The following is a 24,153-nucleotide window of genomic DNA, read 5'->3' on the forward strand; positions in this document are numbered from 1 at the left end:
ACCATTTTGGACAAAAAAAGAGCCGGGCATTAAGCCCGGCCTAAGTCCAACAGGGAGGTAGAAGGTGATTAACGCTTGCGCGCACCATCGCCTTCGACGCTTGATTTATGGGCAGGATGCGAACGGATCAAGGGGCGATAGGCTGCGTTCGCAGCAATGCTGCTATGCAGTGGCTGAATGGCTACACGTATAGGTTGATTTCAGCTAAAATAGTGCTTGAATTTCAGGCATTGCAGGCGGATTTCCGCCGTCATGCCGTGCCGCAGCGTTTGCGCTATCAGTTCAGCCCCCAAGGGCGTCCGATTGCATCCGGCGATAGGCCTGGATTTCCTCCAGCACGAAATCGCGGAAAACGGCAACGCGGCGGGTTTGGCGCAACTCTTCCGGGTAGGCGAGGAAGACCGGCACCTCTCCCGAATCCTTGTCGGGCAGGACACGGACCAGACGGTCGTGATCGGCGGTCAGGTAGTTCGGCAGAATGCCGATGCCGACATTGGCCAGAACGCCCTGCAGCACGCCGAAATAGTTGTTCACCGTCAGCGTCGAGGCGACGTTCTGGGCCAGTATCTCTTGCACCAGACGCGCGCCTGCCGCCACCTGCGGCTGATCGGGCTTCTGACAGATCAGCCGGTGGGCCGACAGATCGGCCATCGTCTGCGGCATTCCGGCATGGTCCAGATATTCCTGCGTCGCATACATCCGCATCCGGATGTTCAGCAGCCTGCGGCGGATCAGATCGGACTGGCTTGGCTCTTTCATGCGGATCGCCACGTCGGCTTCGCGCATCGGCAGGTCCAAAACCCGCTCTTCCAGCATCAGGTCGATCTTCAGGTCGGGATATTTCTCGTAAAGTTTGACCAGACGCGGTGCCAGCCACAGGGTGCCGAAGCCCACGGTCGTCGTGACCTTCAATTCGCCGAAGACATGCTCTTCGCTGTCGCGGATACGCGCAGCCGCCCCGTCCAGTTTGCGGGCCATGGACGAAGTCGCCTCGAACAGCAATTCGCCCTGTTCGGTGAGAATCAGTCCACGCGCATGGCGGTGGAAAAGGGTCGAGCCAAGCGATTCCTCAAGCGCCCGAATCTGCCGACTGACGGCAGATTGCGACAGGTGCAGCGTATCGCCGGCATGGGTCAGACTCCCTGCATCGGCGACCGCGTGAAAGATTCTGAGCTTGTCCCAGTCCATTGCTGTTACAATCCTAACAGGTCAGCCATGCGTTTTTTGCAGACCTAACCCGATTACGTGATTCCGGCAAGCCGGGCAAAATTACCGATTTTTCACTTCATCGGTCAGCATATCTGACCTATAATGTGAGCCGGCGCCTTTAGGTGCAGGAGGGGAATAGGATGAGCAAGCAAGAATTCTCGCTAGCCGATCGTTTTGACCTGACAAAGTCACACGTTCTTTTGAACGGGACGCAGGCATTGGTGCGGTTGATGCTGATGCAGGCGGCACGGGACCAACAGGTCGGGCTGAATACGGCAGGCTTTGTGACCGGTTATCGCGGCTCGCCGCTTGGGGCGGTCGATCTGCAGATGGCGCGCGAACAGAAGCGACTGTCGGCGGCGAATGTGCTGTTTCAGCCAGGGCTGAACGAGGATCTTGCGGCGACCTCTCTTTGGGGCGCGCAGCAGGCAGAGCTTCGCGGCGAAGGCAAATATGACGGCGTTTTCGGGCTTTGGTATGGCAAGGGGCCGGGCGTGGACCGCAGCGGCGATGTGATGCGCCATGCCAATATGGCGGGTTCGTCGAAACATGGCGGTGTCGTCATGGCGATGGGCGACGACCATACCGGCGAAAGCTCGTCGGTGCTGCATCAGTCCGACTGGGCGATGATCGACGCCTATATTCCGGTCCTGTCGCCCGCTGGTGTGCAGGAAATCCTTGATTTCGGGCTTTACGGCTTTGCGCTGTCGCGGTTTGCGGGCGTCTGGACCGGCCTCAAGACGATGAAGGACACGGTCGAGGCAACCTCGGTCGTCAATGGCGATCCGTTCCGGCTGCAATTCGTCACCCCCGATTTCCGCATGCCGGAAGGTGGGCTGAACATTCGTCTGGGCGACACGCCGGTCGCGCAGGAAGCGCGGATGATCGATTACAAACGCTGGGCGGCCGAGGCGTTCAGCCGCGCGAACCGTCTGGATCGCAAGGTCTGGGGCAAGTCCGGCGCCAAGATCGGCTTTGTCGCGGCGGGCAAGAACTGGCTGGATCTGGTCCATGCCCTGTCGCTTCTGGGCATCGATGAGGCCGAGGCCGAGCGGCTGGGCCTGACCACCTACAAGGTCGGACAGACCTGGCCCCTGGACATGAAGTCCATGCAGGAATGGTCCGAAAATCTGGACCTGATCATCTGCGTCGAGGAAAAGCGCAAGCTGATTGAGGTGCAGTTGAAGGAAGCGATTTTCGACAACCGCCACGGGCGCCGCGTTCATGGCTGGAAGCATGACCGCACCGGCGAAGAGCTGTTCCCGACCCGTCTTGCGCTGGACCCGGTAATGATCGCGCAGAAGATCGGCGCGATCCTGATCGAGGAAGGTCGCGGCACCGAACATATCAAGGCCGGGCTGGACCGCCTGAACGATGTGCTGCGCAACGACAACGCCCCCGAGATCGTGACCCGGACGCCGTGGTTCTGCTCGGGCTGTCCACACAATACCTCGACCAAACTGCCCGAGGGTAGCCGCGCCTATGCCGGGATCGGCTGTCACTACATGGTGCAATGGATGGGCCGCGAGACCAGCGGTTACACCCATATGGGGGCTGAGGGCGTCAACTGGGTCGGCGAAGCGCCGTTCAGCAAACGCCCGCATGTGTTCCAGAACCTCGGTGACGGCACCTATAATCACTCGGGCTCACTGGCGATCCGCGCGGCCATCGCGGCGGGGACCAACATCACCTACAAAATCCTGTTCAACGACGCCGTCGCCATGACCGGCGGTCAGCCGAACGAAGGCGGGCTGACCGCCCAGCAGATCGCGCGGGAACTGGTGGCGATGGGCGTCAAACCCCTTGTCGTGGTCCATGACGAGAAAGAGGACGTGGACCCGAAGCTGTTCCCCACCGGCCTGCGGTTCGAGGAACGCGACCAGATGGACAACGTCCAGAAGGATCTGGAGCAGGGTGAAGGCGTCAGCGCCATCCTTTATATCCAGACCTGCGCCGCCGAGAAACGCCGCCGCCGCAAGAAGGGTCAATTCCCCGATCCCGACCGCCGTGTCTGGATCAACCCTGATGTCTGCGAGGGCTGCGGCGACTGTGGGGTGCAGTCGAACTGCGTCTCGATCGTGCCGCTGGACACCGAACTGGGCCGCAAGCGCCAGATCGAGCAGTCAAGCTGCAACAAGGATTATTCCTGCGTGAAGGGGTTCTGCCCCAGCTTCGTCTCGGTCCGGGGCGGCAAATTGCGAAAGCCCAAGGCCGAGGCGTTCGATCTGCCCGACCTGCCCGCACCCATGCTGCCCGCGATCACCGGCACCCATAACGTCGTCATCACCGGCGTTGGCGGCACCGGCGTCGTGACCATCGGCGCGGTGCTGGCGCAGGCCGCGCATATCGACGGCAAGGGCGCGGGGATGATGGAAATGGCCGGGCTGGCTCAGAAGGGTGGCGCGGTCCATATCCACCTGCGTCTGGCCAACCGCCCCGAGGATATCAGCGCCATCCGCGTCGCCGTGGGCGAGGCCGATTGCGTCATCGGCGGCGATCTTGTGGTGACGGCGGGGGCAAAGACCGTCGGCCTGATGACCAAGGGCCGCACTGGCGCGGTCGTCAACGACCACGAGATCGTCACCGGCGATTTCACCCGGTTCCGCGATTTTCAGGTGCCATCCGACCGTCTGCGCCTGTCGCTGGAAGCGCGTCTTGGCGACAAATCCGCCTTCTTCGACGCCAATGATCTGGCGCAACGGATGCTGGGCGACTCGATCTATTCGAACATGCTGGTTCTGGGCGCCTGCTGGCAGTGCGGCCTGATCCCGCTGAGCTTTGACGCGATCATGGAGGCGATCCGTCTGAATGGCGCGAAGGTCGAGGAAAACCAGCGCGCCTTTGCCATTGGTCGCTGGGCCATGGCCTTCCCCGAACAGACCCGCAAACCGGCCGAGGTGACGCAACTGCCGCCCGATCCGGTCGAATACCGCGCCGCTCGCCTGATCGGCTATCAGGGCAAGCGGCTGTCGAAACGGTTCCGCAAGCTGGTCGATCAGGCGCCGAAACCGCTGCGGGAAAGCGTCGCGCGCGGCTATTACAAACTTCTCGCCTACAAGGACGAATACGAGGTCGCGCGGCTGCATCTGACCACCGCCGAACAGATCGCGGCTCAGTGGGAAGGGGACACGAAACTGTCCCTGCACCTCGCGCCGCCGATGCTGACCGGTAAGGATGCGAATGGCCGTCCGAAGAAGCGCGAATTCGGGCCGTGGATGCTGAAGGCGTTCCGGGTGCTGGCGGCGATGAAGGGATTGCGCGGCACGCCGCTGGACCCGTTCTGCTATTCGGCAGAGCGTCGTCGCGAACGCGCGATGATCACCGAATACGAAGGCGATATGCGCGAAATCCTTGCAGGTCTGACCGATGCGACCATGCCGATCGCCATCGAACTGGCGGAACTGCCGTTGACCGTGCGCGGCTTTGGCCCGGTCAAGGACGAGGCCGCCGACCGCGCGGCAGAGCGCCGGGCAGAGCTTCTGGCGCAATTCCGTGCCGGGGGCGCACCGATGCGTGAAGCCGCCGAGTGATGTTCTTATTTCCAAATCCCTCAGGCCGTCCTAGAAGAACTGCCTGAGGGTGAAGGAGCATCACAATGGCGGTAGGCGTTTTCGATTCCGGCTTGGGCGGGCTGACGGTGCATCAGGCCATTGCCGCCCGGCTGCCCGATCTGCCGCTGGTCTATCTGGGCGACAATGCCCACGCCCCTTACGGGGTGCGGACGCCCGACGATATCTTTGAACTGACCTGCGCCGGGGTCGAGCGGCTTTGGGCCGAAGGCTGCGATCTGGTGATCCTTGCCTGCAACACCGCCTCTGCCGCCGCGCTGAAGCGGATACAGGAAAAGTGGCTGCCCGCCGACAAGCGCGTGCTTGGCGTTTTCGTGCCGATGATCGAGGCGCTGACTGAACGTCGTTGGGGCGACAATTCGCCGCCTCGGGAAGTCGCGGTCAAGCATGTAGCCTTGTTCGCGACGCCAGCGACAGTCGCCAGCCGGGCCTTTCAGCGCGAACTGGCCTTCCGTGCCGTGGGCGTCGATGTCGAGGCGCAACCCTGTGGCGGCGTCGTGGACGCGATCGAGCAGGGGGACGAGATTTTGGCCGAAGCGCTGGTCACCAGCCATGTCGAGGCGCTGATGCGCCGGATGCCTTACCCCGAGGCGGCAATTCTGGGCTGCACCCATTATCCGCTGGTCGAAGAGGCGTTTCAGCGCGCGCTTGGCCCCGAGGTGAAGGTCTTCAGTCAGGCCGGTCTGGTGGCCGAGAGCCTGTCCGACTACCTGACGCGGCACCCGGAATTTCTGGGCAACGGCACGGAATCGAAATGCCTGACCACCGGCGATCCGGTGCGCGTTTCCGGCAAGGCCACGCAATTCCTGCGCCGTCCGATCCATTTCGAGGCGGCCTGAGGCGGAACGATGGCCGGTATGAAATCCCTGAAGAAGCGCCGCCGTATCCAGATTATTCTGGTGGCCTCGGTCGCGCTGCTTCTGTCGGTCGGGTTGATCGGCTATGGTTTCAGGGACGGCATCAACCTTTATCGCTCGCCCTCGCAGGTGGCGGCGCAGACGCCCGACCCGGATGAATATTTTCAGCTGGGCGGGCTGGTAAAGGAAGGCTCTATCGTGGGCCGCGACGGGGTGCAGTTCGATTTCGTCATCACCGACGGCGCGCAGGAAATCGCGGTCAGCTATCTTGGCCGCGACCCGCGCCCCGATCTGTTTTCCGAAGGGCAGGGCACTATCGCCAAGGGCCATTTCCGCAATGGCCGCTTCGAGGCGGTCGATCTGCTGGCCAAACACGACGAAACCTATATGCCCCGCGAGGTCGTCGATACGCTGAAGGAAAGCGGGCTCTGGCAGGAAGAAAACGGCTAGGCCAAAGGGGGGCGGAAGGGCGACCCGTGCCGCCCTTCCGCTCTATTTCGTCTCAGGGGCGCAGCGTCTGGATGGTCACATAGCCCAAAGCCGGGCCAATCCATTGCCGCGACACCGCGATCTGGCCGCCCTGAACCATATAGCTGTTCTGGAACGTCGCGCCGTGGCCTTCGCAATTCTCGACGATCACGCCCGGATTGGGACCCGCGCCGACCGTGCAGGCGAATTGCAGCGGGCGTTCCAGCCCGTCGCCGCTGAAATAGCGCATGACCCGCTGCCCGCTGCCCGACGCACCCGCGCGGATCAGCCCTTCGGTCTGCGGCTCGGCGACCGACAGGTCATTGCCCAGCCCGCGCGTCCCGACCAGCATGCCGCCGCGCAGGATCAGCGCTTCCTCGGCCGGCGTCATATAGGTCCGTAGCGCGCCATTCTGCCCGGTCATCGCCATCACCTGCGTCCGGTTCAGCGATTCAAACCCGGCCTGGATCAGCGGCCCCTGATTGACCCGAAGCGCCTCGGCGGCGGCTTCCTGGGGCGATTTCGGCGCGGCAGTCTCGGCAGGCGCTTCACCGCCGCCGCGCCGTTCCGCGACGACCTGACCTGCCACCTGACCAAGGGCGCCGAACACGCCGCCCTGATCGCCTTCACCCTGATGCGATCCACCGCTGCAGGCGGCCAGCGCGCCCAGCATTGCCGTCGCCAATGCGAAATTCCGTGCCGTCGTCATCGCCAGAACCTCCCCCAGCCTTCGTAAAGTTTGACCGAATGGCTGTCCCGGACACGGTCATAGAGACGCCCGTTGACATTCAACTGCGCACCGCCGTCACGCGACAGCGACCGCAGCGTGGTAGTGACCCGCTCACGCGAGGGCTGACCGGTGGCCCAGCCCAGCGGGATCGACAGGGTCACACCCTTGTCAAAGCTGCCTTCGCCGAATTCCTCGGCGCTGAGATCGGTCTTGGTCGCATAGGCTCCGATCCGCCAGCCATTGGCGAATTCGCGGGTCAGGGTCAGGGTCGCGCCCTTGTCCCCGGCCAGATATTTGCCGACATCAAGCTGCGCGGTGAAGCCATCCGCAAATTCGTAATAGGCCGAGACATGGCCCATCGTGACCTCGTAATCGCGGAAGTCGAAAAGCTGGTCGAAGTCGCGCTTCTTCACCCGGTTGATTTCCGCGCCAAAGGCCAGCGGCGAATTGACCGGCTTCCACAGCACCTCGCCCGAGACACCGCCATAGGCGCGTTCAAGCAGACCCGTGGTCACGCGGGTATAAACGGTCGGCGTGGGCTTGGCATACCATGCCAGCGTCAGTTCCGGGATCACCGGATCGCTGTTGCCGGTATACATCCGCGTATCCGACCGCACGCGGGGCAGACCCTCGGGCGTGGTTTCGAGGCTCGGATCGGCCAGATATTCCTCGGCGGTGTAATGCTCGCCGCGCTGACCCGGAATGCCCGGCCCGCGCTGGCTGATATCGCCAAAGGCCCGCTGACGCAGCGCCCCGGTCAGGATCAGGCCCGGCGCGATTTCATAGCTGGCCCGCGCCTCGGCGCCGACCTCATGGGTCAGGCCGTCCTCGGCGCTGAAGATGCCCAGATCGACGTAGGGCTTAAGCGCCCATTGGAAGCGCGGATAGGTCTCGGGGCTGCGCACCAGACCGGGGGCAGAGGCAGGCGCGTCGGACAGCACCGATGCGGCGGCAATCTGCCCGGCCTCGGTATTTTCCAGCCGTTCCACATCGGACCGGCGCAGCGTCACCGAGGATGTCGGCACGCCATCGGCGGTCGAGGTGATCACCAGCGTCTCGACCGAAGGCGGCAAAGCGCGGGTCATCAGGCGCGCGGTGCGCCCGATCGCCTCGGACTGATTGATATAGCGCTGATTGCGAATTCGCACCTCGGCCCGGTTGCCGGTCAGCGCCATCGATTCCAGCACCTGACCTTCCTTGGCCATCGCATCGCCAAGCGCGGTCTGGATCGCGGGTTGCGCGGTCGGATCCTGTGCCCATTGGCCGGACCAACCTTCGGGGTCGGCACTGGGCGCGGGGCGCGGACGAACCGGGGCAGGGGCCTTTTCCAGCCCCGACGGATAGGTCGCCTCACGCGGGTTCAGCGCCACGGTGAATTGCGCGCCGAAGGTCTCGCCACCAATGGTGTAAAGCCCGACCTGATAGTTCCGGCCAAGCTGATAATAAGCGGCAAGGTTCAGATTGCTGCCGGGCTCTTCATCGCCCTGCTGCGCCGGTTCAGAGCGGTCGCTGTAGAAGGTCTGATAGGTCTCGTTCGAATATTCGGCGACAAGGCTCAGCTTGTCGTTCACCTGCCAACTGACCGAGGCGAAGGGCTTTGCATCGCCCCGGAACCAGTCATCGACATTGGGCGTGCCGCCCTCATCCCTTGCATCGATGGTGCGCGGCTTGCCAGCCAGCGTGCCCCAGCCGATCCCCGCCGAGACCCGCACCGAAGGCGTGACCGTCTTGGTGGCGACAATATATTCGCCTGAATAAACCCCGGTCCCCATGAAATCCTGAAGCCCGACGGCCACGGCGGGCCGCCAGCCCTGTTCGTCCAGCACCTGAAAGCGCAGATCGAACGAACGGTCCGAGATATAGCCGTCGTTGCGGTAATCGTTGATCCCATCGACCCGCGAATAGCGCAGAACGGTGGTCAGCCGGGGAAAGGCCTGAAAGACCACGCTGCTGCGGCGGCCATAGTCGGACCATGACACGGTCGCGCCAAGTGTGCCGTCGGGCAGCGTCTCGGCAGTGGGCGTGTCGATACCGCCGGGCAGGCCATAGGTGGACCAGTTGCGGCCATACATCGGTTCGGCCAAGGCGGTCGATGTCACCGAGCCCATCAGCAAGGCGGCGGGCAAGGTCGTCGCCATCAGGCGTCTGATTAACATGGATCGGCGCATCAGGGGATTCCTCGTCAAACGGATGGCTGGATCATAACCAAGGATTGCGGCCTTTGCAGCCCGGCGACGCAACATCTTTTGATAGCTGCGTCATCCGGGTCGCATATCCGCCTGTCGGCACCGTCAGTCCGCTGCATCCTCTGCCTGATCACCCGCACCGTCCGAATTGAGAGACGGGGGCGTGGCGGGCAGGATCACGCTGGGCGAGGGCAACTGCACCGGAGCTGCCGGGGCAGCAGGTGCATCGGTAGCAGCAGGCGCAGCAGGCGCGGGCGCATCGGGTGCCGGAGCATCGGGTGCCGGAGCAGCCGGGGCCGTGGTCGGAGCCGGGGGCATCTCGCTGGCCGGGGTGCCCTGAACCGGGGTTGCGGGCGCATCGGTCGCGGGCGTTTCCGCAGGCGTGGTTGCGGGTGTCTCGGCTGCGGGGGTTTCCGCTGCGGGCGCGGGCGTCGCTGCCGGACGGGTTGCTGCGGGGGTCGCACGGCGGGTGGCGCGCGGCTCTGCCGGGGCCGGGGCACGTGTCGCTGCGACGGCTTGCGCCACCTCGGCCGAGGCCGGGCCTGCACAGCCACGCTGGACATTGCCCGCGACGGTCACGGTCGCCGTCATCGGGAAGCGGTCACCCGACATGCTGTCCTGACAGCGCGCTGCGCGGATATTCACGGTGAAGGGACGACCGCGATGGACGCCGATATATTCGACGCCTTCCGCAAAGGCGATGCGATCGACGCGGATCGCGGTGCCGCGCTGGTTCTCGGGCGTCTTGTAGATGGCGGTGTTGCCTGCGACATCGACGGCCCAGAACGGCTCATTGCCGCGCGCGCTGAAAGCGGCGGTGTTGTAGGTCGTGGCTTCTGCGGTCGAAAGGGCGCGGCCCTCTTCGGCGCCGGTCTCGATGGCCTGTTCCAGCGGCGAAACGCCGGGCGGGCCTTTGTGTCCTTCAACCTGAGGTTCTTCCTGACCGGGCAGGTTGATGCCTTCGCAAGCGGCAATCGGCAGGGTCAGAAGGGCGATGAGGGCAAGACGCGGGGTCATCGGTCGGCCTTTTTTTGTTTGGATCACTGTCACGCAACCGTTAGCAACCGTTAACCGCCGGAGCAAGCACGGCGCATCCCGAACGGCGGCCCCTTGCCGTCACGAAAAAGTCAGCGCGGCCGCCACCTGCCCGAGACCAAAGCCGCCCGCAGGCGCCGCAACACCCACCGTTCGCAAGCTGTGTACAGCCTGTGTACGCCCTGTGCATCCTCGGTGGATATGCGGTGCAGCCGTTTCGCCAGCATTTGCTGGTAAAATCCGCAGATGGATTTCTCCGTTGCACAAATACCGGCTGCAACGCCCGCAGGCGTTGCGCGGCTTAACAGTTCGGCACGTTCACGGCCAAACCGCCCAGCGACGTTTCCTTGTATTTGTCGCTCATATCGCGCCCGGTCTGCCGCATCGTCTCGATCGCGGCGTCCAGCGGCACGAAATGCTTGCCGTCGCCCCGCAGCGCCAGACTTGCCGCGCTGACCGCCTTGATCGCGCCCAGCCCGTTCCGCTCGATACACGGCACCTGCACCAGCCCCTTCACCGGATCGCAGGTCATGCCCAGATGATGCTCCAGCGCAATTTCGGCTGCGTTTTCAACCTGCTCCGGCGTTCCGCCCAGCACGGCGGCCAAGCCCGCCGCTGCCATGGCCGAGGCCGAGCCCACTTCCGCCTGACAGCCGCATTCCGCCCCCGAGATCGAGGCATTATGCTTGATCAGCCCGCCAATCGCCGAGGCGGTCAGCATGAATTCCGGCATCTGCCGCTCGGACGCGCCGGGCACATGGTCCAGCCAGTAGCGGATCACCGCAGGCACCGTTCCGGCCGCACCATTGGTCGGCGCGGTGACGACCTGACCACCGGCGGCGTTTTCCTCGTTCACCGCCATTGCATAGGTGGACATCCAGTCGTTGATCACATGCGGCGCGGTCAGGTTCATGCCGCGTTCGGCCATCAGCTTGTCATGGATCCCCTTGGCCCGGCGCCTGACGCTCAGCCCGCCGGGCAGGATGCCATCGGTCATCAATCCGCGATCCATACAGTCGCGCATCACCCGCCAGATGCCTAAAATCCCCTCGCGCAGATCGGCATCGTTGCGGTAAACCAGCTCGTTCGCCTGCTTCATCTCGGCAATTGATTTGCCTGATTTTTCGGCCATTTCCAGCATCTCGACCGCGCTGGAAAAGGGGAAGGGCACTTTCGGCGCGGCGTCGCTGCGGTCCTCGTCCCCCTTCCGGGCGAGTTCGTCGTCGGTCAGCACAAAGCCACCGCCGACCGAATAATAGATGCGGTGAAAGATCACATCGCCCTGCGCATCGGTCGCCGACAGCGTCATTCCGTTCGCATGGCCGGGCAGGGCGCGGTCATAATCGAAGACCAGATCCGCCTCGGGATCGAAGACCAGATCGCCCAGACCCTTTGGGCTGAGAAGTTTGGTGCGGCGGTTTTCATCGAGCGCCGCCTCGGCCGCTTCGGCGTCCAGCGTAGCGGGAACGAAGCCCGCAAGCCCAAGAATCGTTGCGCGATCGGTGGCGTGGCCCTTTCCAGTAAAGGCCAGGCTGCCATGCAGGCTTGCCTTCAGCCCCGCGGCCTTGAAGGGCTGCTGACGAAGCTCTTCCAGGAAGCGGGCACCCGCCACCATCGGCCCCATCGTATGCGACGATGAAGGACCGACACCGACCTTGAACAGGTCAAATACCGACAGGAACATGACGACCTCTTGTATATTCGCGTCCATCTAATCAGGACCATGACGACGCTGCCAGCACGGAAGCGACCGGGTCGCCCCTCGGTTGCGACATCGCGTTAACTGTCTGCTGCCTTTATTGCGGGCATGCTGCATAATAAATAGGCATGAATTGCGATTGCCCAACAAGTGACCATTGCTGCGAAACGCGCCAGCTTGCGGCTTTGCGGTGCCGCGTGAAGGAACGAGATATGACGAATTGCGAACCGATCATCATTGGCGAAACGCACCTTGGCCCGCCGGTCTTTCTGGCGCCGATGGCGGGAATCACCGATCTGCCGTTCCGCCGTGCCGTGGCGCGGTTCGGGGCAGGGCTGCTGGTCAGCGAGATGGTCGCCTCGACCGAAATGGTGACGCCGCGCCCCTCGACCCGTGCGGCGGTCCGGGCCAAGGCGCTGACCGAAGGCGGGTTGCCCGTCAGCGTCCAGATCGCCGGACGCGAGGCCGCACCGATGGCTGAAACGGCGCGCATCGTCGAGGGGATGGGCGCGCGGATTATCGACATCAATATGGGTTGCCCGGCCAAGAAGGTGACAGGCGGGCTGTCGGGTGCGGCGCTGATGCGCAATCTGGATCATGCGCTGACGCTGATCGATGCGGTGGTCGGGGCGGTCTCGGTGCCGGTGACGCTGAAGATGCGGCTTGGCTGGGACGAGGATTGTCTGAACGCCGCCGATCTGGCGGCGCGGGCCAGCGATGCCGGCGTGCGGATGCTAACCGTGCATGGCCGGACCAGGGCGCAGTTTTACAAGGGCAATGCCGACTGGACCCGGATCAGGGCGGTCGCCAATCTGCCGGGCAGGCCGCCGCTGGTCGCCAATGGCGATATCGTCGATGCCGCGACGGCGCGGGCGGCGCTTGATGCCTCGGGGGCCGAGGCTGTGATGGTCGGGCGCGGCGCGCAAGGGGCGCCATGGCGGCTGGCCCAGATCGCGCATCAGCTTTACGGCACACCTGCACCGCTGATCCCCACCGGACAGGCGCTGGCCGATCTGGTCGAGGCGCATTACCGCGATATTCTTGGCTTTTACGGCACCGAACTGGGCCTGCGCGTCGCCCGCAAACATCTGGGCTGGTATGCCGAGGCGAACGGCGCCCCCCTTCGCGCCGAAATGCTGCGCGCCGACAGCCCCGAGGCCACCATATCGCTGATCCGCAAGGCCTTTGCCGATGCGGTCGGACCCGGCGACCTGATGAAAGCCGAGGCCGCATGACGCGCATCCTTCCGTCTTTCATCAGGAATGTCCGTCCCGGCGCTGGCTGGGAAACCCTGCCGCTTCCCGCGCTGATCATCGATGACCGGGACCGTGTGGTGGCGATGAATGATGCGGCGGAAATCTGGCTGAACATCTCGCGCAATTCGCTGCTGGGCAAGCCGCTGGAGGATGACGACATCCAGACCCGGCTGCGCTTTTTGCCCTCGCTGGCGCAGTCCCTGTCCCGCGTCCGCCATAATGAGGAAACGCTTTATCAATCCCATCTCCGCATCGAGATCGGCGACCGCGCGGGCGGCCATCAGGACCGCCGCGCCGGGCTGCATGTCGGCCCCTATGGGTCCAGCCGCGACTGGATTTCGATCCTGCTGGTGCCGGAAGAGGCGGGGATGGAGCAGCAAAGCCGCGCCGTCCGCAGCGCTGCGCGCAGCGCCATCGGCATGGCCGAAATGCTGGCTCATGAGATCAAGAACCCGTTGGCGGGCATTCGCGGCGCGGCACAGGTGATGGGCATGAACGCCTCGCCCGAGGATCGCGAGATGGCCGAGATGATCGTCAGCGAAACCCGGCGTATCGTCGCCCTGCTGGAGCAGGTAGAGCGCTTCGGCGATACATCCGCACCCAATCTGCGCCCGATCAATATCCATGACGTGCTGGAAAAGACCCGCCGCTCGGCTGCGGTCGGGTTTGCGAAAAAGATCACCGTCAGCACCGATTACGACCCCTCGCTGCCGCCTGCGATGGCCGATCCCGATCAGTTGACGCAGGTTTTGCTGAACCTGATCAAGAACGCCGCCGAGGCGCAGTCCGAGACGGAAAAGCCGGTGATCCGGTTGCGCACCTTCTATGACCACAGCCTGCGCGCCCCGCCCAGCGATGCCGAGCCAGCGGGCCGTCCGCTGCCCCTGCAGATCGAGGTCGAGGATAACGGCTCCGGCCTGCCCGAACCGATTGCCGATCAGGTTTTCGAGCCCTTCGTCTCGGGCCGCGAGAACGGCACCGGGCTTGGGCTTGCGCTGGTCAGCAAGATTATCACCGACCACGGCGCGCTGATCCGCGTGGACAGCCGCCCCGGACGAACCATCTTTCGAATTTCACTTGCAAAGGCCCAAGGATCGTAGCCATGGACGGAACAGTTCTCATCGCCGACGACGACCGCACCATCCGCACGGTGCTGACACAGGCCTTGACCCGCGCCGGCTGCCGGGTCCACGCCACAGGCTCGCTGACACAACTCTCGAAATGGGTGGAAGAGGGGCGCGGCGATCTGGTGATCACCGATGTGATGATGCCCGACGGAAACGGCATCGACCGCATTCCCGCGATCCGAGAGGCGCGGCCCGATCTGCCGGTGATCGTGATCTCGGCGCAGAACACCATCGTCACGGCGATCCGCGCGAACGAGGCCGAGGCGTTCGAATATCTGCCGAAGCCCTTCGATCTGCCGGATCTGATGTCGAAGGCCAATCAGGCGCTGTCGCGCCGCCCGCGCAAATCCGATCCGATGCCCGACCCGATTCCCGGTCCCCGCGAAACCGCTGATCCCGAGATGCCTTTGATCGGCCATGCGCCCGCCATGCAAAGCCTGTTCCGCATGATCGCCCGCGTGTTGAACGCCGATCTGCCGGTCCTGATCGCAGGTGAGCCGGGGGTGGGTAAATCGACCATCGCGCGGTCCTTCCACGATCTTTCCGATCGGCGCGGTAGCGGATTGGCGATCCTGACCTCTGCCGATGCGGGCGAGGATGCGGTGATGCGGGCCTCGGAAAAGGCGCGGGGCGGCACCATCGTGATCGAGAACCCGGCGGGCTTCGATCCCGCCGCACAGGCCCGTCTGATCGGGTTGATCGAGGCGATGGAAAGCGGACCTGACCGCGCGCAGGCCCCCCGGATCGTCGCCACCACCGGCGCCGATCCGCACGCGGATGTGGCGTCGGGGCGTTTGCGTTCAGACCTCTATTACCGGCTTGCGGGGGTCACGGTCTCGGTGCCGCCGCTCAGGGCGCGCGTGGATGACATCCTGCCGCTGGCCAGCCATCTTCTGGCCCGCGCCGCCGGGCAGGGCCTGCCAGAGCGCAGCCTTGGCGACGATGCCGCCTCGCTGCTGCGGGTCCATGCCTTTCCGGGCAATGTCCGTGAACTGGAAAATCTGCTGCGCCGCCTTGCCCTGACGGCCAGCGGCGCAACCATCACCGCGTCCGAGATGCGCGAGGCGCTGAACCAGCAGACCGTGCCCCGCGCCGCACCGCTGCCGGTCTCGCATGCAGCACCCGCCAGTGCCGAGCCGGGGCCGGGCGTTGTCGCCTCGGTCTTTTCCACGGCGGCGGGGTCTTTGTCTGACAATGTCGAGGCGCATCTGCAGCGCTATTTCGACCTGCACGGCGATTCGCTGCCCCCACCGGGCCTTTACGACCGTATCTTGCGCGAGATCGAGCGGCCGCTGCTACAGGTAGCGCTGGACGCAACAGGCGGAAATCAGCTTCGTTGCGCCGATCTTTTGGGGATTAATCGCAATACTTTGCGCAAGAAGCTGACTGACCTGAATATCGAGGTGACACGCAGGCGCAAACTGATGTAAAACCGCCACAGGATGCGGTGCGACAGTCACAGCGCCGCAACAGCAAAGCCGCGTAAGACGGCGGGTGGGGTTTATGGCAGAGTCCGCGACGGGGCTGAGCTGGGACAGGCTTGCACGGATCAGGTTACCACGTCAGTGGCGAGGGCTGCTGACCTTTAGCCTTCTGGCCGTAGGGGCCGTGCTGGCCGTGGCGACGATGACCGTGCTGGGCCCGCTGGCGCAGGGCGCGCACAGCCGGATGCTGCGGCTGATCCTGCTGCTTGATCTGCTTTATCTGATCGTGCTGACCGGCTTTGTCTTGGTCAGGATGGCGCGTCTGATCTCGGACCGCCGCCGCTCTGCCGCCGGATCGCGGTTGCATGCGCGACTGGTGATGATCTTTGCGGGGATTGCTTTGGTGCCGACCGTTCTGGTCGCGCTGTTCGCCGGGTTCCTGGTGAATATCGGACTTGAGGGCTGGTTCTCGGGCCGGGTGCAGCAGGTGGTGACCACCTCGCAGGCCGCCGCCGAAGCCTATCAGGAAGAACACCGCCATGACCTGAGCGAGGATGCGCAGGCGCTGGCGGGGTTTCTGATTCAGGCGGGGCGGTCTGATCCGTCGCTGGATGATGCCGATATGCGGCAACTTCTGGTGAACGGGCAGGCGCAAATTCAGCGCGGGCTGCGCGAGGCCTATATCATCACTGGCACAGGTGAGATCCGGTCACGCGGCGAACGCAGCTATCTGTTCTGGTATAAAGAACCGGAAAGCGACCAGCTTGATCAGGCGCAGTCCGAGGGGCTGGTGCTGATCGAGGATTGGCAGAACAACGAATTTCGCGCGCTGGTGGCGCTGCCGACGCTGGCAGACCGCTATCTGTATGTGACCCGGGAAGTCGATGGCGATCTGCTCGGCCTGCTGGACGATACCCGCGCCACGGTTGGCGATTATCGCCAGCTTGAACAGACGCGCGGGCAGGTTCTGTTCGAATTTTCGCTGGTTTATCTGGGCTTTGCCCTGCTGCTGGTCGCTGCCGCGATCTGGATGGGCCTGTGGTTCGCAAGCCGTCTGTCCCGTCCGATTGGTGCGCTTGCGCTGGCCAGCGAACAGGTCGGCCACGGCAATCTGGACGTGCAGGTGCCTGAACCGACCACGGGCGACGAAATCCAGACTCTGGGCGAGGCGTTCAACCGGATGACCCGTCAGTTGAAGGCGCAGCGCGACGAGTTGGTGGACAGCTACCGTATCAGCGACGAACAACGGCGGTTGTTCGACAATGTGCTGACCTCGGTCACTTCGGGGGTGATCGGGCTGGATGCGGCGGGCGAGATCGACTTTGTGAACCGCTCGGCCACGCGGCTTCTGGGGTTGGACCCGAAACGTGATATCGATGCGCTGCTGTCAGAGGCGGTGCCTGAATTTGCGCCGCTGTTTGATCGGCTGTCGGCTTCGGTGGCGGAATCGGTGCAGGATGAGGTGCGGTTGGCACGCGAAGGTCGGGTGGAAAGCCTGCTGGTCCGCATGGCGATCCGGCGCGGCACCGATGGCGATCTGGAAGGCTATGTCGTGGCCTTCGACGACGTGACCGAGCTGGTCAGCGCGCAGCGCATGGCCGCATGGGGCGACGTGGCCCGGCGCGTCGCGCATGAGATCAAGAACCCGCTGACCCCGATTCAGTTGTCTGCGGAACGGCTGCGCCGCAAGTTCATGCCGCTTGCGAAGGAAGAAGAAAAAGCCTCTCTTGATCAATATGTTGAGGTGATTATCCGACAAACCGGCGATCTTCGCCGGATCGTCGATGAATTCAGCCGCTTCGCCCGGATGCCAGAACCGGACCGGGCCGAAATCGATCTTGCCGCGCTGCTGCGCGAGGCGACTTTGTTGCAGCAGGACGCGCTGAAAGGCGCTTTGCACAGCGAAATTCCAGAACAGCCGGTGATCGTCGATTGCGATGCCGGGATGATGCGTCAGGCCTTCACCAATCTTCTAAAAAATGCCGGGGAAGCCGTTGATGAAATGACGGAAAAATCGGCTGAAGGTTGGAATCCCCGGATTGACGTGACCATGCAGGCCGAGAATGAGGCGGTGACGATCCGCATCATCGATAACGGCCTTGGTCTTCCGGCGGACCGCTCGCGCCTGTTCGAGCCTTATGTGACCCTGAAATCGCAGGGAACCGGGCTTGGCCTGCCGATTGTGAAAAAGATCGTCGAGGAGCATGGCGGAAGCCTGATCCTGACCGATGCACCGGGCCATCAAGGCGCGATGGCCGAGATCAAATTGCCGCGCGAGCGCCATCCGGTGCGCGGCACGCAGCGAAAACACAAACAAGAAAAAGACGAGGCGGCTACGACATGAGTGACATTCTGATCGTCGATGACGAACGTGATATCCGTGAGCTGATCGCCGATATCCTGAAAGACGAAGGGTTCGAGACCCGGCTGGCGGCCAATTCCGATCAGGCCGTGGCCGAGCTGAATGAGCGTGAACCGGATTTGATGGTTCTGGACATCTGGCTGAAGGACAGCCGGATGGACGGGATCGACATCCTGAAACAGGTCAAGCGCAACAATCCCGACGTTCCGGTCATCATCATCTCGGGGCACGGCAATATCGAAATCGCGGTCGCGGCGATCAAGCAGGGCGCTTATGACTTCATCGAAAAGCCGTTCAACATCGATCAGTTGATGGTGGTTGTGAACCGCGCGATGGAGACCAGTCGGCTGCGTCGCGAAAACAGCAGCCTGCGCCGCAACGGCGACCGCCCCGGCGAGATGCTGGGCCATTCCGCCGCCTTCAAGCGTCTGCGCGATAATCTGGATAAGGTGGCCAAATCGAACGGCCGGATCATGCTGACCGGCGAGCCGGGAACCGGGAAGGAAATGGCTGCCCGCTATATCCACGCCCACAGCCCGCGCGTGAATGCGCCCTTCATCACCGTGCCCTGCGCCACCATCGAGCCAGAGCGTATGGAAGAAGTGCTGTTCGGTCGCGAAACCGTCGAACGCGGGATCGAGCCGGGCTTACTGGAACTGGCCCATGGCGGCGTCATCTATTTCGATGAAGTTGGTGACATGCCATTGGGAACGCAGCCGAAAATCCTGCGCGTTCTGACCGAGCAGCAGTTCAGCCGGGCGGGTGGCTCGGACAAGGTGCGGGTGGATTTGCGGGTGATTTCCTCGACCAACCGCGACCTGCCCGCCGAGATTGCGGCGGGCCGTTTCCGTCAGGAATTGTTCGACCGGCTGAACGTGGTCCCGGTCGCGGTTCCCTCGATGGCCGAGCGGCGCGACGACATTGCCGAACTCGCCCGCTATTTCATCGAGCAGTTCCACAAGACCCAAGGCCTGACCCCGCGCGAATTGCCCGAGGATACCATCGCGGCGCTGCAATCGATGCGCTGGCCCGGCAATATCCGGCAGTTGCGGAACGTGGTCGAGCGGGTGCTGATCCTGGCCGAGGAAACCGGCCCGATCCAGCCTTCCGAGCTTGAGCCGCAGGGCGCGACGCCGGATAACAGCGACGCGTTAAGCCTTGGCCCGCAGATCACCGCTATGGCACTGCGAGAGGCGCGGGAGATGTTCGAGCGGGAATATCTGCTGGCCCAGATCAACCGTTTCGGCGGCAATATCAGCCGCACCGCCCAATTCGTCGGGATGGAGCGCAGCGCCCTGCATCGCAAGCTGAAATCGCTTGGCGTCGTCGGCGGAATGCGCTCGGACGACGAGATGATCATGGGGAAATGAGGCGGTGGTATAACCGCTTCAGCGGGTCAGCAGCCACAGCAACGCCCACGCGACGGCAAGTCCGGCGACGATCTTGGCGGCAAGTTTCGGGCGCAGCGGGATCAGCATGATAAGGGCAATGATGAAAACCGGAGCCAGTGCCAGAAGCAGCCCCATGAGCAGCGCGGCGGCGGCGAGATCGCCTGTTCCGAAGATCATCGTTGCCCCCTGCGATTGGCTTAAGGTGCCCTGATTCCATTAAACGGGCCGTCTGACAATGCGGTCGAATATCATCTGCCACGCCGTCTCACGTCCCCGATTAAGCCAGCTCTGTAGGTAAAGCGCTCGTCCGAAACCAAGATAGCCAACACCAATGTGGCTGTGTCCTCTGCTTTAAGAGGTGGGGCGGCCCGTCTTCCTTGCGGGCTTGGGGGTCCGCGTCTATGTGTCTGATACAAGGAAGGCAGGGGAAGCGGACATGCAAGGCAAGCGTATCCTTCTGATCATCGGCGGCGGCATCGCGGCCTACAAGATCCCGGCGCTGATCCGGCTGATCCGGGCCGAGGGCTGGCTGGTCACGCCGGTCCTGACCAAAGCCGGGGCAGCGTTCACCACCGCGATGACCGTTTCGGTCCTTGCGGGCGAGGCGGTGCATGAGGGCCTGTTCGATATCGCGACCGAGGCCGAGATCGGCCATATCCAATTGTCGCGGAATGCCGATCTGGTGGTGGTTGCCCCCGCCACGGCGAACCTGATGGCCAAGATGGCGCAAGGGCTGGCCGATGATCTGGCCTCGACCCTGCTCTTGGCGACCGACAAGCGGGTGCTGATCGCGCCTGCGATGAATGTGCGGATGTGGCATCATCCGGCCACGCAGCGGAACATCCAGGCCCTGCATGACGATGGCATCCTGTTCGTCGGTCCCGATGATGGCGATATGGCCTGCGGCGAATACGGCACCGGGCGGATGGCCGAGCCTGAAGTGATCGTCGCGGCGATCAAGGACGCGCTTCAGGCCCCCGTTCCGGCGATGCCTGTGGTGACCATTCCGAGGCTTGGGCCGCTGAGCGGCAAGCATGTCGTGGTGACCTCTGGCCCGACGCATGAGCCGATCGATCCGGTGCGTTATATCGCAAACCGTTCTTCCGGGGCGCAGGGCGCGGCGATTGCTGCTGCGCTGAGCGCGCTTGGGGCAAGGGTCAGTTTTGTGACCGGGCCTGCGACGGTCGCCCCGCCGCAAGGCGTCGAGGTGGTTCGGGTCGAGACTGCGCAGCAGATGCGCGATGCGGTCGAGGCCGCGTTGCCTGCCGATGCGGCGGTGATGGCGGCGGCTGTGGCGGATTGGCGGGTGACCAACGGGTCGGATCGCAAGATGAAGAAGGACGGCTCGGGCCGTCCTCCGGCGCTGGAGATGGCCGAGAACCCGGATATTCTGGCCTGGATCAGCAAGCTGGACCACCACCGTCCGAAACTGGTCGTGGGGTTTGCGGCGGAAACCGATGACGTGGTGGCCCATGCGACCGACAAGCGGCTGCGCAAGGGCTGTGACTGGATCGTTGCCAATGATGTCAGCCCCGCCACCGGCATTATGGGCGGGTCCGAGAATGCCGTGACCCTGATCACCGAACAAGGTGCTGAGGAATGGCCGCGCATGGCCAAGGACGCCGTGGCCCGGCAACTGGCCCAGCGGATCGCCGAGGCGTTGCTATGAGAACCTATCTCGATTGGAACGCCACCACGCCGTTGCGCGACGAAGTGAAGGTCGCGATGCGCGAGGCGATGGAGATCAGCGGCAACCCGTCCTCGGTCCATACCGAAGGCCGCGCGGCCAAGATGGCGCTGGAGCGGGCGCGCGAGCAGGTCTCGTTGGCACTTGGGGCCGAGGGGGCGGATGTCGTCTTCACCTCGGGCACGACCGAGGCGGCGACGATGGTGCTGGCCGAGAAGGGCATCCATTGCGCGCCGGTTGAACATAGCGCGATCAAGGTCTGGTGCGAACAGGATCTGGCGGTGAATGGCGACGGGATCGTGACCGTCATTGATCCGGGGCGCTCGACCCTGCAACTGGCGAATAATGAGACCGGGGTGATTCAGGCGCTGCCTGATGGTCTGGCCTCCAGCGATCTGACGCAGGCATTCGGCAAGGTGCCGTTCGCCTTCAACTGGCTGGGGCTGACGGCGGGCTTTGTCAGTGCGCATAAGCTGGGCGGGCCCAAGGGGATCGGTGCGCTGGTCTTGAAGAAGGGCACCGATATCGAGGCGCTGATCCGGGGCGGCGGGCAGGAACAGGGCCGTCGCGGCGGGACCGAGAACCTGATCGGCATCCTTGGCTTTGCCGCTGCGGCGACCGCCGCGCAGAGGGATCTGGACAGCGGAATCTGGGACCGGGTGACCGCGATGCGCGACGCGCTGGAGGCGCGGTTGCTGGCGGCAGCGCCCGGCGCGGTGATTGCCGGAAAAGGCGCAAAGCGCTTGCCGAACACGACCTGCATTCTTACATCCGGTTGGAAAGGGGAAACCCAGGTCATGCAGATGGATCTTGCAGGCTTTGCCATTTCGGCGGGGTCGGCCTGTTCCTCGGGCAAGGTCAGGGCCAGCGGTGCCTTGCAGGCCATGGGTTTCGATGACATGGCGGCGCAATCGGCGATCCGAATCTCGATAAGTCCGGCTTTGGACATGGATCAGATCAACCGATTTGCGGATGCTTGGGAAAGCGCGTATTCACGCTGGCGCGACAGGAATGGCTAGGTCTGTGCCCAGCCGATGGAAGGACAAAGGATGACCCAGACCCCCGATCTTGAGGTTCGTGACGGTGTTGACCGCGAAACGGTCGAGACCGTGCAGAACATGGGCAGCTATAAATATGGCTGGGATACCGAGATCGAGATGGAATATGCCCCGAAGGGGCTAAGCGAGGACATCGTCCGCCTGATCTCGGAAAAGAACAAAGAGCCTGAATGGATGCTGGAATGGCGTCTTCAGGCTTATCGCCGGTGGGTCACCATGACCGAACCGCGTTGGGCGATGCTGAACTATCCCGATATCGATTATCAGGATCAGTATTACTATGCCCGCCCGAAGAGCATGGAAGAAAAGCCGAAGTCCTTGGATGAGGTCGATCCGAAGCTGCTGGCGACCTATGAAAAGCTGGGCATCCCGCTGAAGGAACAGATGATCCTTGCGGGCGTCGAGGGTGCGGGCGATGCCCCCGCCGAAGGGCGCAAGGTCGCGGTCGATGCCGTATTCGATTCGGTCTCGGTCGGGACGACCTTCAAGGATGAACTGGCCAAGGCCGGGGTTATCTTCTGCTCGATCAGCGAGGCGATCCGCGAGCATCCCGAGCTGGTCCAGAAATATCTGGGCAGCGTCGTGCCGCAAACGGACAATTTCTTCGCCACGCTGAACAGCGCGGTCTTTTCGGACGGGTCGTTCGTCTATGTGCCGAAGGGCGTCCATTGCCCGATGGAGCTGTCCACCTATTTCCGCATCAATGCCGAAAATACCGGCCAGTTCGAACGCACGCTGATCATCTGCGACAAGGGCGCCTATGTCAGCTATCTGGAAGGCTGCACCGCACCCAAGCGCGACACCAATCAGCTTCACGCGGCGGTCGTCGAGATCGTTGTGCTGGAAGATGCCGAGGTAAAATACTCGACCGTCCAGAACTGGTTCCCTGGCGACGAGGAAGGCAAGGGCGGCATCTACAACTTCGTCACCAAACGCGCCGATTGCCGTGAGGCGCGGGCCAAGGTGATGTGGACGCAGGTGGAAACCGGCTCGGCGATCACCTGGAAATATCCGTCCTGCATCCTGCGCGGCGATGAATCGCAAGGCGAGTTCTATTCGATCGCCATCGCCAACAACATGCAGCAGGCCGATACCGGAACCAAGATGATCCATCTTGGCAAGAACACTCGCTCGCGCATTGTTTCCAAAGGAATTTCTGCTGGTCGTGCGCAGAACACCTATCGCGGTCTGGTCAGCATGCACCCGCGGGCGACCAACAGCCGCAACTATACCCAATGCGACAGCCTGCTGATCGGCGACAAATGCGGCGCGCATACCGTGCCCTATATCGAGGTCAAGAACACCTCGTCCCGCGTCGAACATGAGGCGACGACCAGCAAGGTCGATGATGACCAATTGTTCTACTGCCGCCAGCGCGGCATGGGCGAGGAAGAGGCGGTCGCGCTGGTCGTGAACGGCTTTGTCCGCGAGGTCTTGCAGGCGCTGCCGATGGAATTCGCGATGGAAGCACAGTCGCTGGTCGCGATCTCGCTGGAAGGAAGCGTGGGGTGAGCAGTGATCAGCAAAGCTGGATCGCGACACACGATCCAACTCAGACCGATGTGCTTCATCCCCGCCACGGCGATGGATTGCGTGAGGCGGCGTCGGTTGCAGGTCTGGTATTTATAGTCGGTGTTGCGCTTATCCTCACCGGCTCTCTTGGTTTCATATCGGATGGGCTGGCCGTTTTTCTTACGCTGATTTTATCGGTGGGTGCGGGGTTCGGTGTTAGACACTTGTTCTGCTCTTTCCGTGGGCGCGCGTTACAGACCGGGGAAACGCAATGATCGTCACCACCACCCCCGCCATCGAAGGACACCGGATCACCGCCTATCATGGTGTCGTGACCGGCGAGACGATCCTTGGCGCGAATATCTTTCGTGATGTTTTTGCGGGTATCCGCGACATCGTGGGCGGACGCTCGGCCAGCTATGAGAAGGCCTTGGGCGAAGCGCGGGAAATCGCGCTGAACGAAATGCAAGACCGCGCCCGCCAGATGGGCGGCAATGCGGTCGTCGGAGTCGATCTCGATTACGAGGTCATTAACAATATGCTGATGGTGTCGGCTTCTGGCACCGCCGTCACCATCGACTGA

19 protein-coding genes are annotated in these 24,153 nt (G+C 63.3%); 13 read left to right on the forward strand and 6 right to left on the reverse strand.

Going from position 1 to position 24,153, the window contains the following annotated elements; genetic code table 11:
* Positions 1-282 precede the first annotated feature (282 nt).
* Positions 283-1,188, reverse strand: a complete 906-nt coding sequence (locus JJJ17_RS14830) for a LysR family transcriptional regulator (RefSeq protein ID WP_200687784.1) — start codon at positions 1,186-1,188, stop codon at positions 283-285.
* Between the two features lie 161 nt (positions 1,189-1,349).
* Here JJJ17_RS14830 and JJJ17_RS14835 point away from each other — a divergent pair, with 161 nt between their 5' ends.
* The 3 genes from JJJ17_RS14835 to ccmE all read left to right on the forward strand — a co-directional run bounded on the left by JJJ17_RS14835 (position 1,350) and on the right by ccmE (position 6,085).
* Positions 1,350-4,739: an indolepyruvate ferredoxin oxidoreductase family protein gene (locus JJJ17_RS14835; RefSeq protein ID WP_200687786.1), complete on the forward strand. Its 3,390-nt coding sequence runs from the start codon at positions 1,350-1,352 to the stop codon at positions 4,737-4,739.
* Between the two features lie 65 nt (positions 4,740-4,804).
* Positions 4,805-5,617: a glutamate racemase gene (locus tag JJJ17_RS14840; protein WP_200687788.1), complete on the forward strand. Its 813-nt coding sequence runs from the start codon at positions 4,805-4,807 to the stop codon at positions 5,615-5,617.
* An 18-nt stretch (positions 5,618-5,635) separates the two neighbouring features.
* The gene (gene ccmE / locus JJJ17_RS14845) at positions 5,636-6,085 is read left to right on the forward strand and encodes a cytochrome c maturation protein CcmE (protein ID WP_200687790.1); all 450 of its coding nucleotides are present in this window, start codon (positions 5,636-5,638) and stop codon (positions 6,083-6,085) included.
* A gap of 52 nt (positions 6,086-6,137) precedes the next feature.
* Here ccmE and JJJ17_RS14850 read toward each other — a convergent pair whose 3' ends face one another.
* The 4 genes from JJJ17_RS14850 to JJJ17_RS14865 form a co-directional block, all read right to left on the reverse strand.
* Positions 6,138-6,812 carry a YjbF family lipoprotein gene (locus JJJ17_RS14850; protein ID WP_200687792.1) on the reverse strand — a complete coding sequence of 225 codons (675 nt, stop codon included), beginning with the start codon at positions 6,810-6,812 and terminating at the stop codon, positions 6,138-6,140.
* Positions 6,809-8,989 (reverse strand): YjbH domain-containing protein, encoded by a 2,181-nt coding sequence (locus JJJ17_RS14855; protein WP_234464136.1) that lies wholly within the window; start codon positions 8,987-8,989, stop codon positions 6,809-6,811. Before JJJ17_RS14855 ends, JJJ17_RS14850 begins: the two co-directional genes overlap by 4 nt.
* 135 nt (positions 8,990-9,124) lie before the next feature.
* Positions 9,125-10,036, reverse strand: a complete 912-nt coding sequence (locus JJJ17_RS14860; RefSeq protein ID WP_200687795.1) for a COG3650 family protein — start codon at positions 10,034-10,036, stop codon at positions 9,125-9,127.
* A 319-nt stretch (positions 10,037-10,355) separates the two neighbouring features.
* Positions 10,356-11,738 (reverse strand): L-serine ammonia-lyase, encoded by a 1,383-nt coding sequence (locus JJJ17_RS14865; RefSeq protein ID WP_200688071.1) that lies wholly within the window; start codon positions 11,736-11,738, stop codon positions 10,356-10,358.
* 227 nt (positions 11,739-11,965) lie between these two features.
* On the opposite strand from JJJ17_RS14865, the gene dusB reads away from it, so the two are divergent.
* From dusB to ntrX, 5 genes are all read left to right on the forward strand, one after another.
* Entirely contained in the window at positions 11,966-12,988 is a 1,023-nt protein-coding gene (gene dusB / locus JJJ17_RS14870; protein ID WP_200687796.1) for a tRNA dihydrouridine synthase DusB, read from the forward strand.
* Entirely contained in the window at positions 12,985-14,109 is a 1,125-nt protein-coding gene (locus JJJ17_RS14875) for a two-component system sensor histidine kinase NtrB (RefSeq protein WP_200687798.1), read from the forward strand. The genes dusB and JJJ17_RS14875 overlap by 4 nt, the downstream gene beginning before the upstream one ends.
* Positions 14,110-14,111: 2 nt before the next feature.
* Entirely contained in the window at positions 14,112-15,566 is a 1,455-nt protein-coding gene (locus JJJ17_RS14880; RefSeq protein WP_200687800.1) for a response regulator, read from the forward strand.
* 73 nt (positions 15,567-15,639) lie between these two features.
* On the forward strand, positions 15,640-17,904 hold the full coding sequence (locus JJJ17_RS14885; RefSeq protein WP_200687802.1) for a sensor histidine kinase NtrY-like: 2,265 nt from the start codon (positions 15,640-15,642) through the stop codon (positions 17,902-17,904).
* A complete protein-coding gene (gene ntrX / locus JJJ17_RS14890; protein ID WP_200687804.1) occupies positions 17,901-19,292 on the forward strand; it encodes a nitrogen assimilation response regulator NtrX in 1,392 nt (463 codons plus the stop codon). Before JJJ17_RS14885 ends, ntrX begins: the two co-directional genes overlap by 4 nt.
* A gap of 18 nt (positions 19,293-19,310) precedes the next feature.
* Here the strand turns inward: ntrX and JJJ17_RS14895 are convergent, their stop codons facing one another.
* Positions 19,311-19,490, reverse strand: coding sequence for a hypothetical protein (locus tag JJJ17_RS14895; RefSeq protein WP_200687806.1), 180 nt, complete (start codon positions 19,488-19,490; stop codon positions 19,311-19,313).
* A 259-nt stretch (positions 19,491-19,749) separates the two neighbouring features.
* On the opposite strand from JJJ17_RS14895, the gene coaBC reads away from it, so the two are divergent.
* Genes coaBC through JJJ17_RS14920 form a run of 5 tightly spaced genes read left to right on the forward strand, consistent with a single transcriptional unit; the run spans position 19,750 to position 24,153 of the window.
* Positions 19,750-20,982 carry a bifunctional phosphopantothenoylcysteine decarboxylase/phosphopantothenate--cysteine ligase CoaBC gene (gene coaBC, locus JJJ17_RS14900; RefSeq protein WP_200687808.1) on the forward strand — a complete coding sequence of 411 codons (1,233 nt, stop codon included), beginning with the start codon at positions 19,750-19,752 and terminating at the stop codon, positions 20,980-20,982.
* Positions 20,979-22,019, forward strand: coding sequence for a cysteine desulfurase family protein (locus tag JJJ17_RS14905; protein WP_200687810.1), 1,041 nt, complete (start codon positions 20,979-20,981; stop codon positions 22,017-22,019). The genes coaBC and JJJ17_RS14905 overlap by 4 nt, the downstream gene beginning before the upstream one ends.
* A gap of 30 nt (positions 22,020-22,049) precedes the next feature.
* A complete protein-coding gene (gene sufB / locus JJJ17_RS14910; protein WP_200687812.1) occupies positions 22,050-23,570 on the forward strand; it encodes a Fe-S cluster assembly protein SufB in 1,521 nt (506 codons plus the stop codon).
* The gene (locus JJJ17_RS14915; RefSeq protein ID WP_200687813.1) at positions 23,567-23,845 is read left to right on the forward strand and encodes a hypothetical protein; all 279 of its coding nucleotides are present in this window, start codon (positions 23,567-23,569) and stop codon (positions 23,843-23,845) included. Before sufB ends, JJJ17_RS14915 begins: the two co-directional genes overlap by 4 nt.
* Entirely contained in the window at positions 23,842-24,153 is a 312-nt protein-coding gene (locus JJJ17_RS14920; protein WP_200687815.1) for a heavy metal-binding domain-containing protein, read from the forward strand. Before JJJ17_RS14915 ends, JJJ17_RS14920 begins: the two co-directional genes overlap by 4 nt.

Origin of the sequence: Paracoccus caeni (assembly GCF_016629665.1) — a bacterium.
In the GTDB taxonomy this organism is placed as follows: Bacteria; Pseudomonadota; Alphaproteobacteria; order Rhodobacterales; family Rhodobacteraceae; genus Paracoccus; species Paracoccus caeni.

Bases quoted from the DNA above. Each gene is read 5' to 3' on its own strand.
- JJJ17_RS14830 (WP_200687784.1), bottom strand. From the start codon at position 1,188: ATGGACTGGGACAAGCTCAGAATCTTTCACGCGGTCGCCGATGCAGGG.
- JJJ17_RS14835 (WP_200687786.1), top strand. From the start codon at position 1,350: ATGAGCAAGCAAGAATTCTCGCTAGCCGATCGTTTTGACCTGACAAAG.
- JJJ17_RS14840 (WP_200687788.1), top strand. From the start codon at position 4,805: ATGGCGGTAGGCGTTTTCGATTCCGGCTTGGGCGGGCTGACGGTGCAT.
- ccmE (WP_200687790.1), top strand. From the start codon at position 5,636: ATGAAATCCCTGAAGAAGCGCCGCCGTATCCAGATTATTCTGGTGGCC.
- JJJ17_RS14850 (WP_200687792.1), bottom strand. From the start codon at position 6,812: ATGACGACGGCACGGAATTTCGCATTGGCGACGGCAATGCTGGGCGCG.
- JJJ17_RS14855 (WP_234464136.1), bottom strand. From the start codon at position 8,989: ATGTTAATCAGACGCCTGATGGCGACGACCTTGCCCGCCGCCTTGCTG.
- JJJ17_RS14860 (WP_200687795.1), bottom strand. From the start codon at position 10,036: ATGACCCCGCGTCTTGCCCTCATCGCCCTTCTGACCCTGCCGATTGCC.
- JJJ17_RS14865 (WP_200688071.1), bottom strand. From the start codon at position 11,738: ATGTTCCTGTCGGTATTTGACCTGTTCAAGGTCGGTGTCGGTCCTTCA.
- dusB (WP_200687796.1), top strand. From the start codon at position 11,966: ATGACGAATTGCGAACCGATCATCATTGGCGAAACGCACCTTGGCCCG.
- JJJ17_RS14875 (WP_200687798.1), top strand. From the start codon at position 12,985: ATGACGCGCATCCTTCCGTCTTTCATCAGGAATGTCCGTCCCGGCGCT.
- JJJ17_RS14880 (WP_200687800.1), top strand. From the start codon at position 14,112: ATGGACGGAACAGTTCTCATCGCCGACGACGACCGCACCATCCGCACG.
- JJJ17_RS14885 (WP_200687802.1), top strand. From the start codon at position 15,640: ATGGCAGAGTCCGCGACGGGGCTGAGCTGGGACAGGCTTGCACGGATC.
- ntrX (WP_200687804.1), top strand. From the start codon at position 17,901: ATGAGTGACATTCTGATCGTCGATGACGAACGTGATATCCGTGAGCTG.
- JJJ17_RS14895 (WP_200687806.1), bottom strand. From the start codon at position 19,490: ATGATCTTCGGAACAGGCGATCTCGCCGCCGCCGCGCTGCTCATGGGG.
- coaBC (WP_200687808.1), top strand. From the start codon at position 19,750: ATGCAAGGCAAGCGTATCCTTCTGATCATCGGCGGCGGCATCGCGGCC.
- JJJ17_RS14905 (WP_200687810.1), top strand. From the start codon at position 20,979: ATGAGAACCTATCTCGATTGGAACGCCACCACGCCGTTGCGCGACGAA.
- sufB (WP_200687812.1), top strand. From the start codon at position 22,050: ATGACCCAGACCCCCGATCTTGAGGTTCGTGACGGTGTTGACCGCGAA.
- JJJ17_RS14920 (WP_200687815.1), top strand. From the start codon at position 23,842: ATGATCGTCACCACCACCCCCGCCATCGAAGGACACCGGATCACCGCC.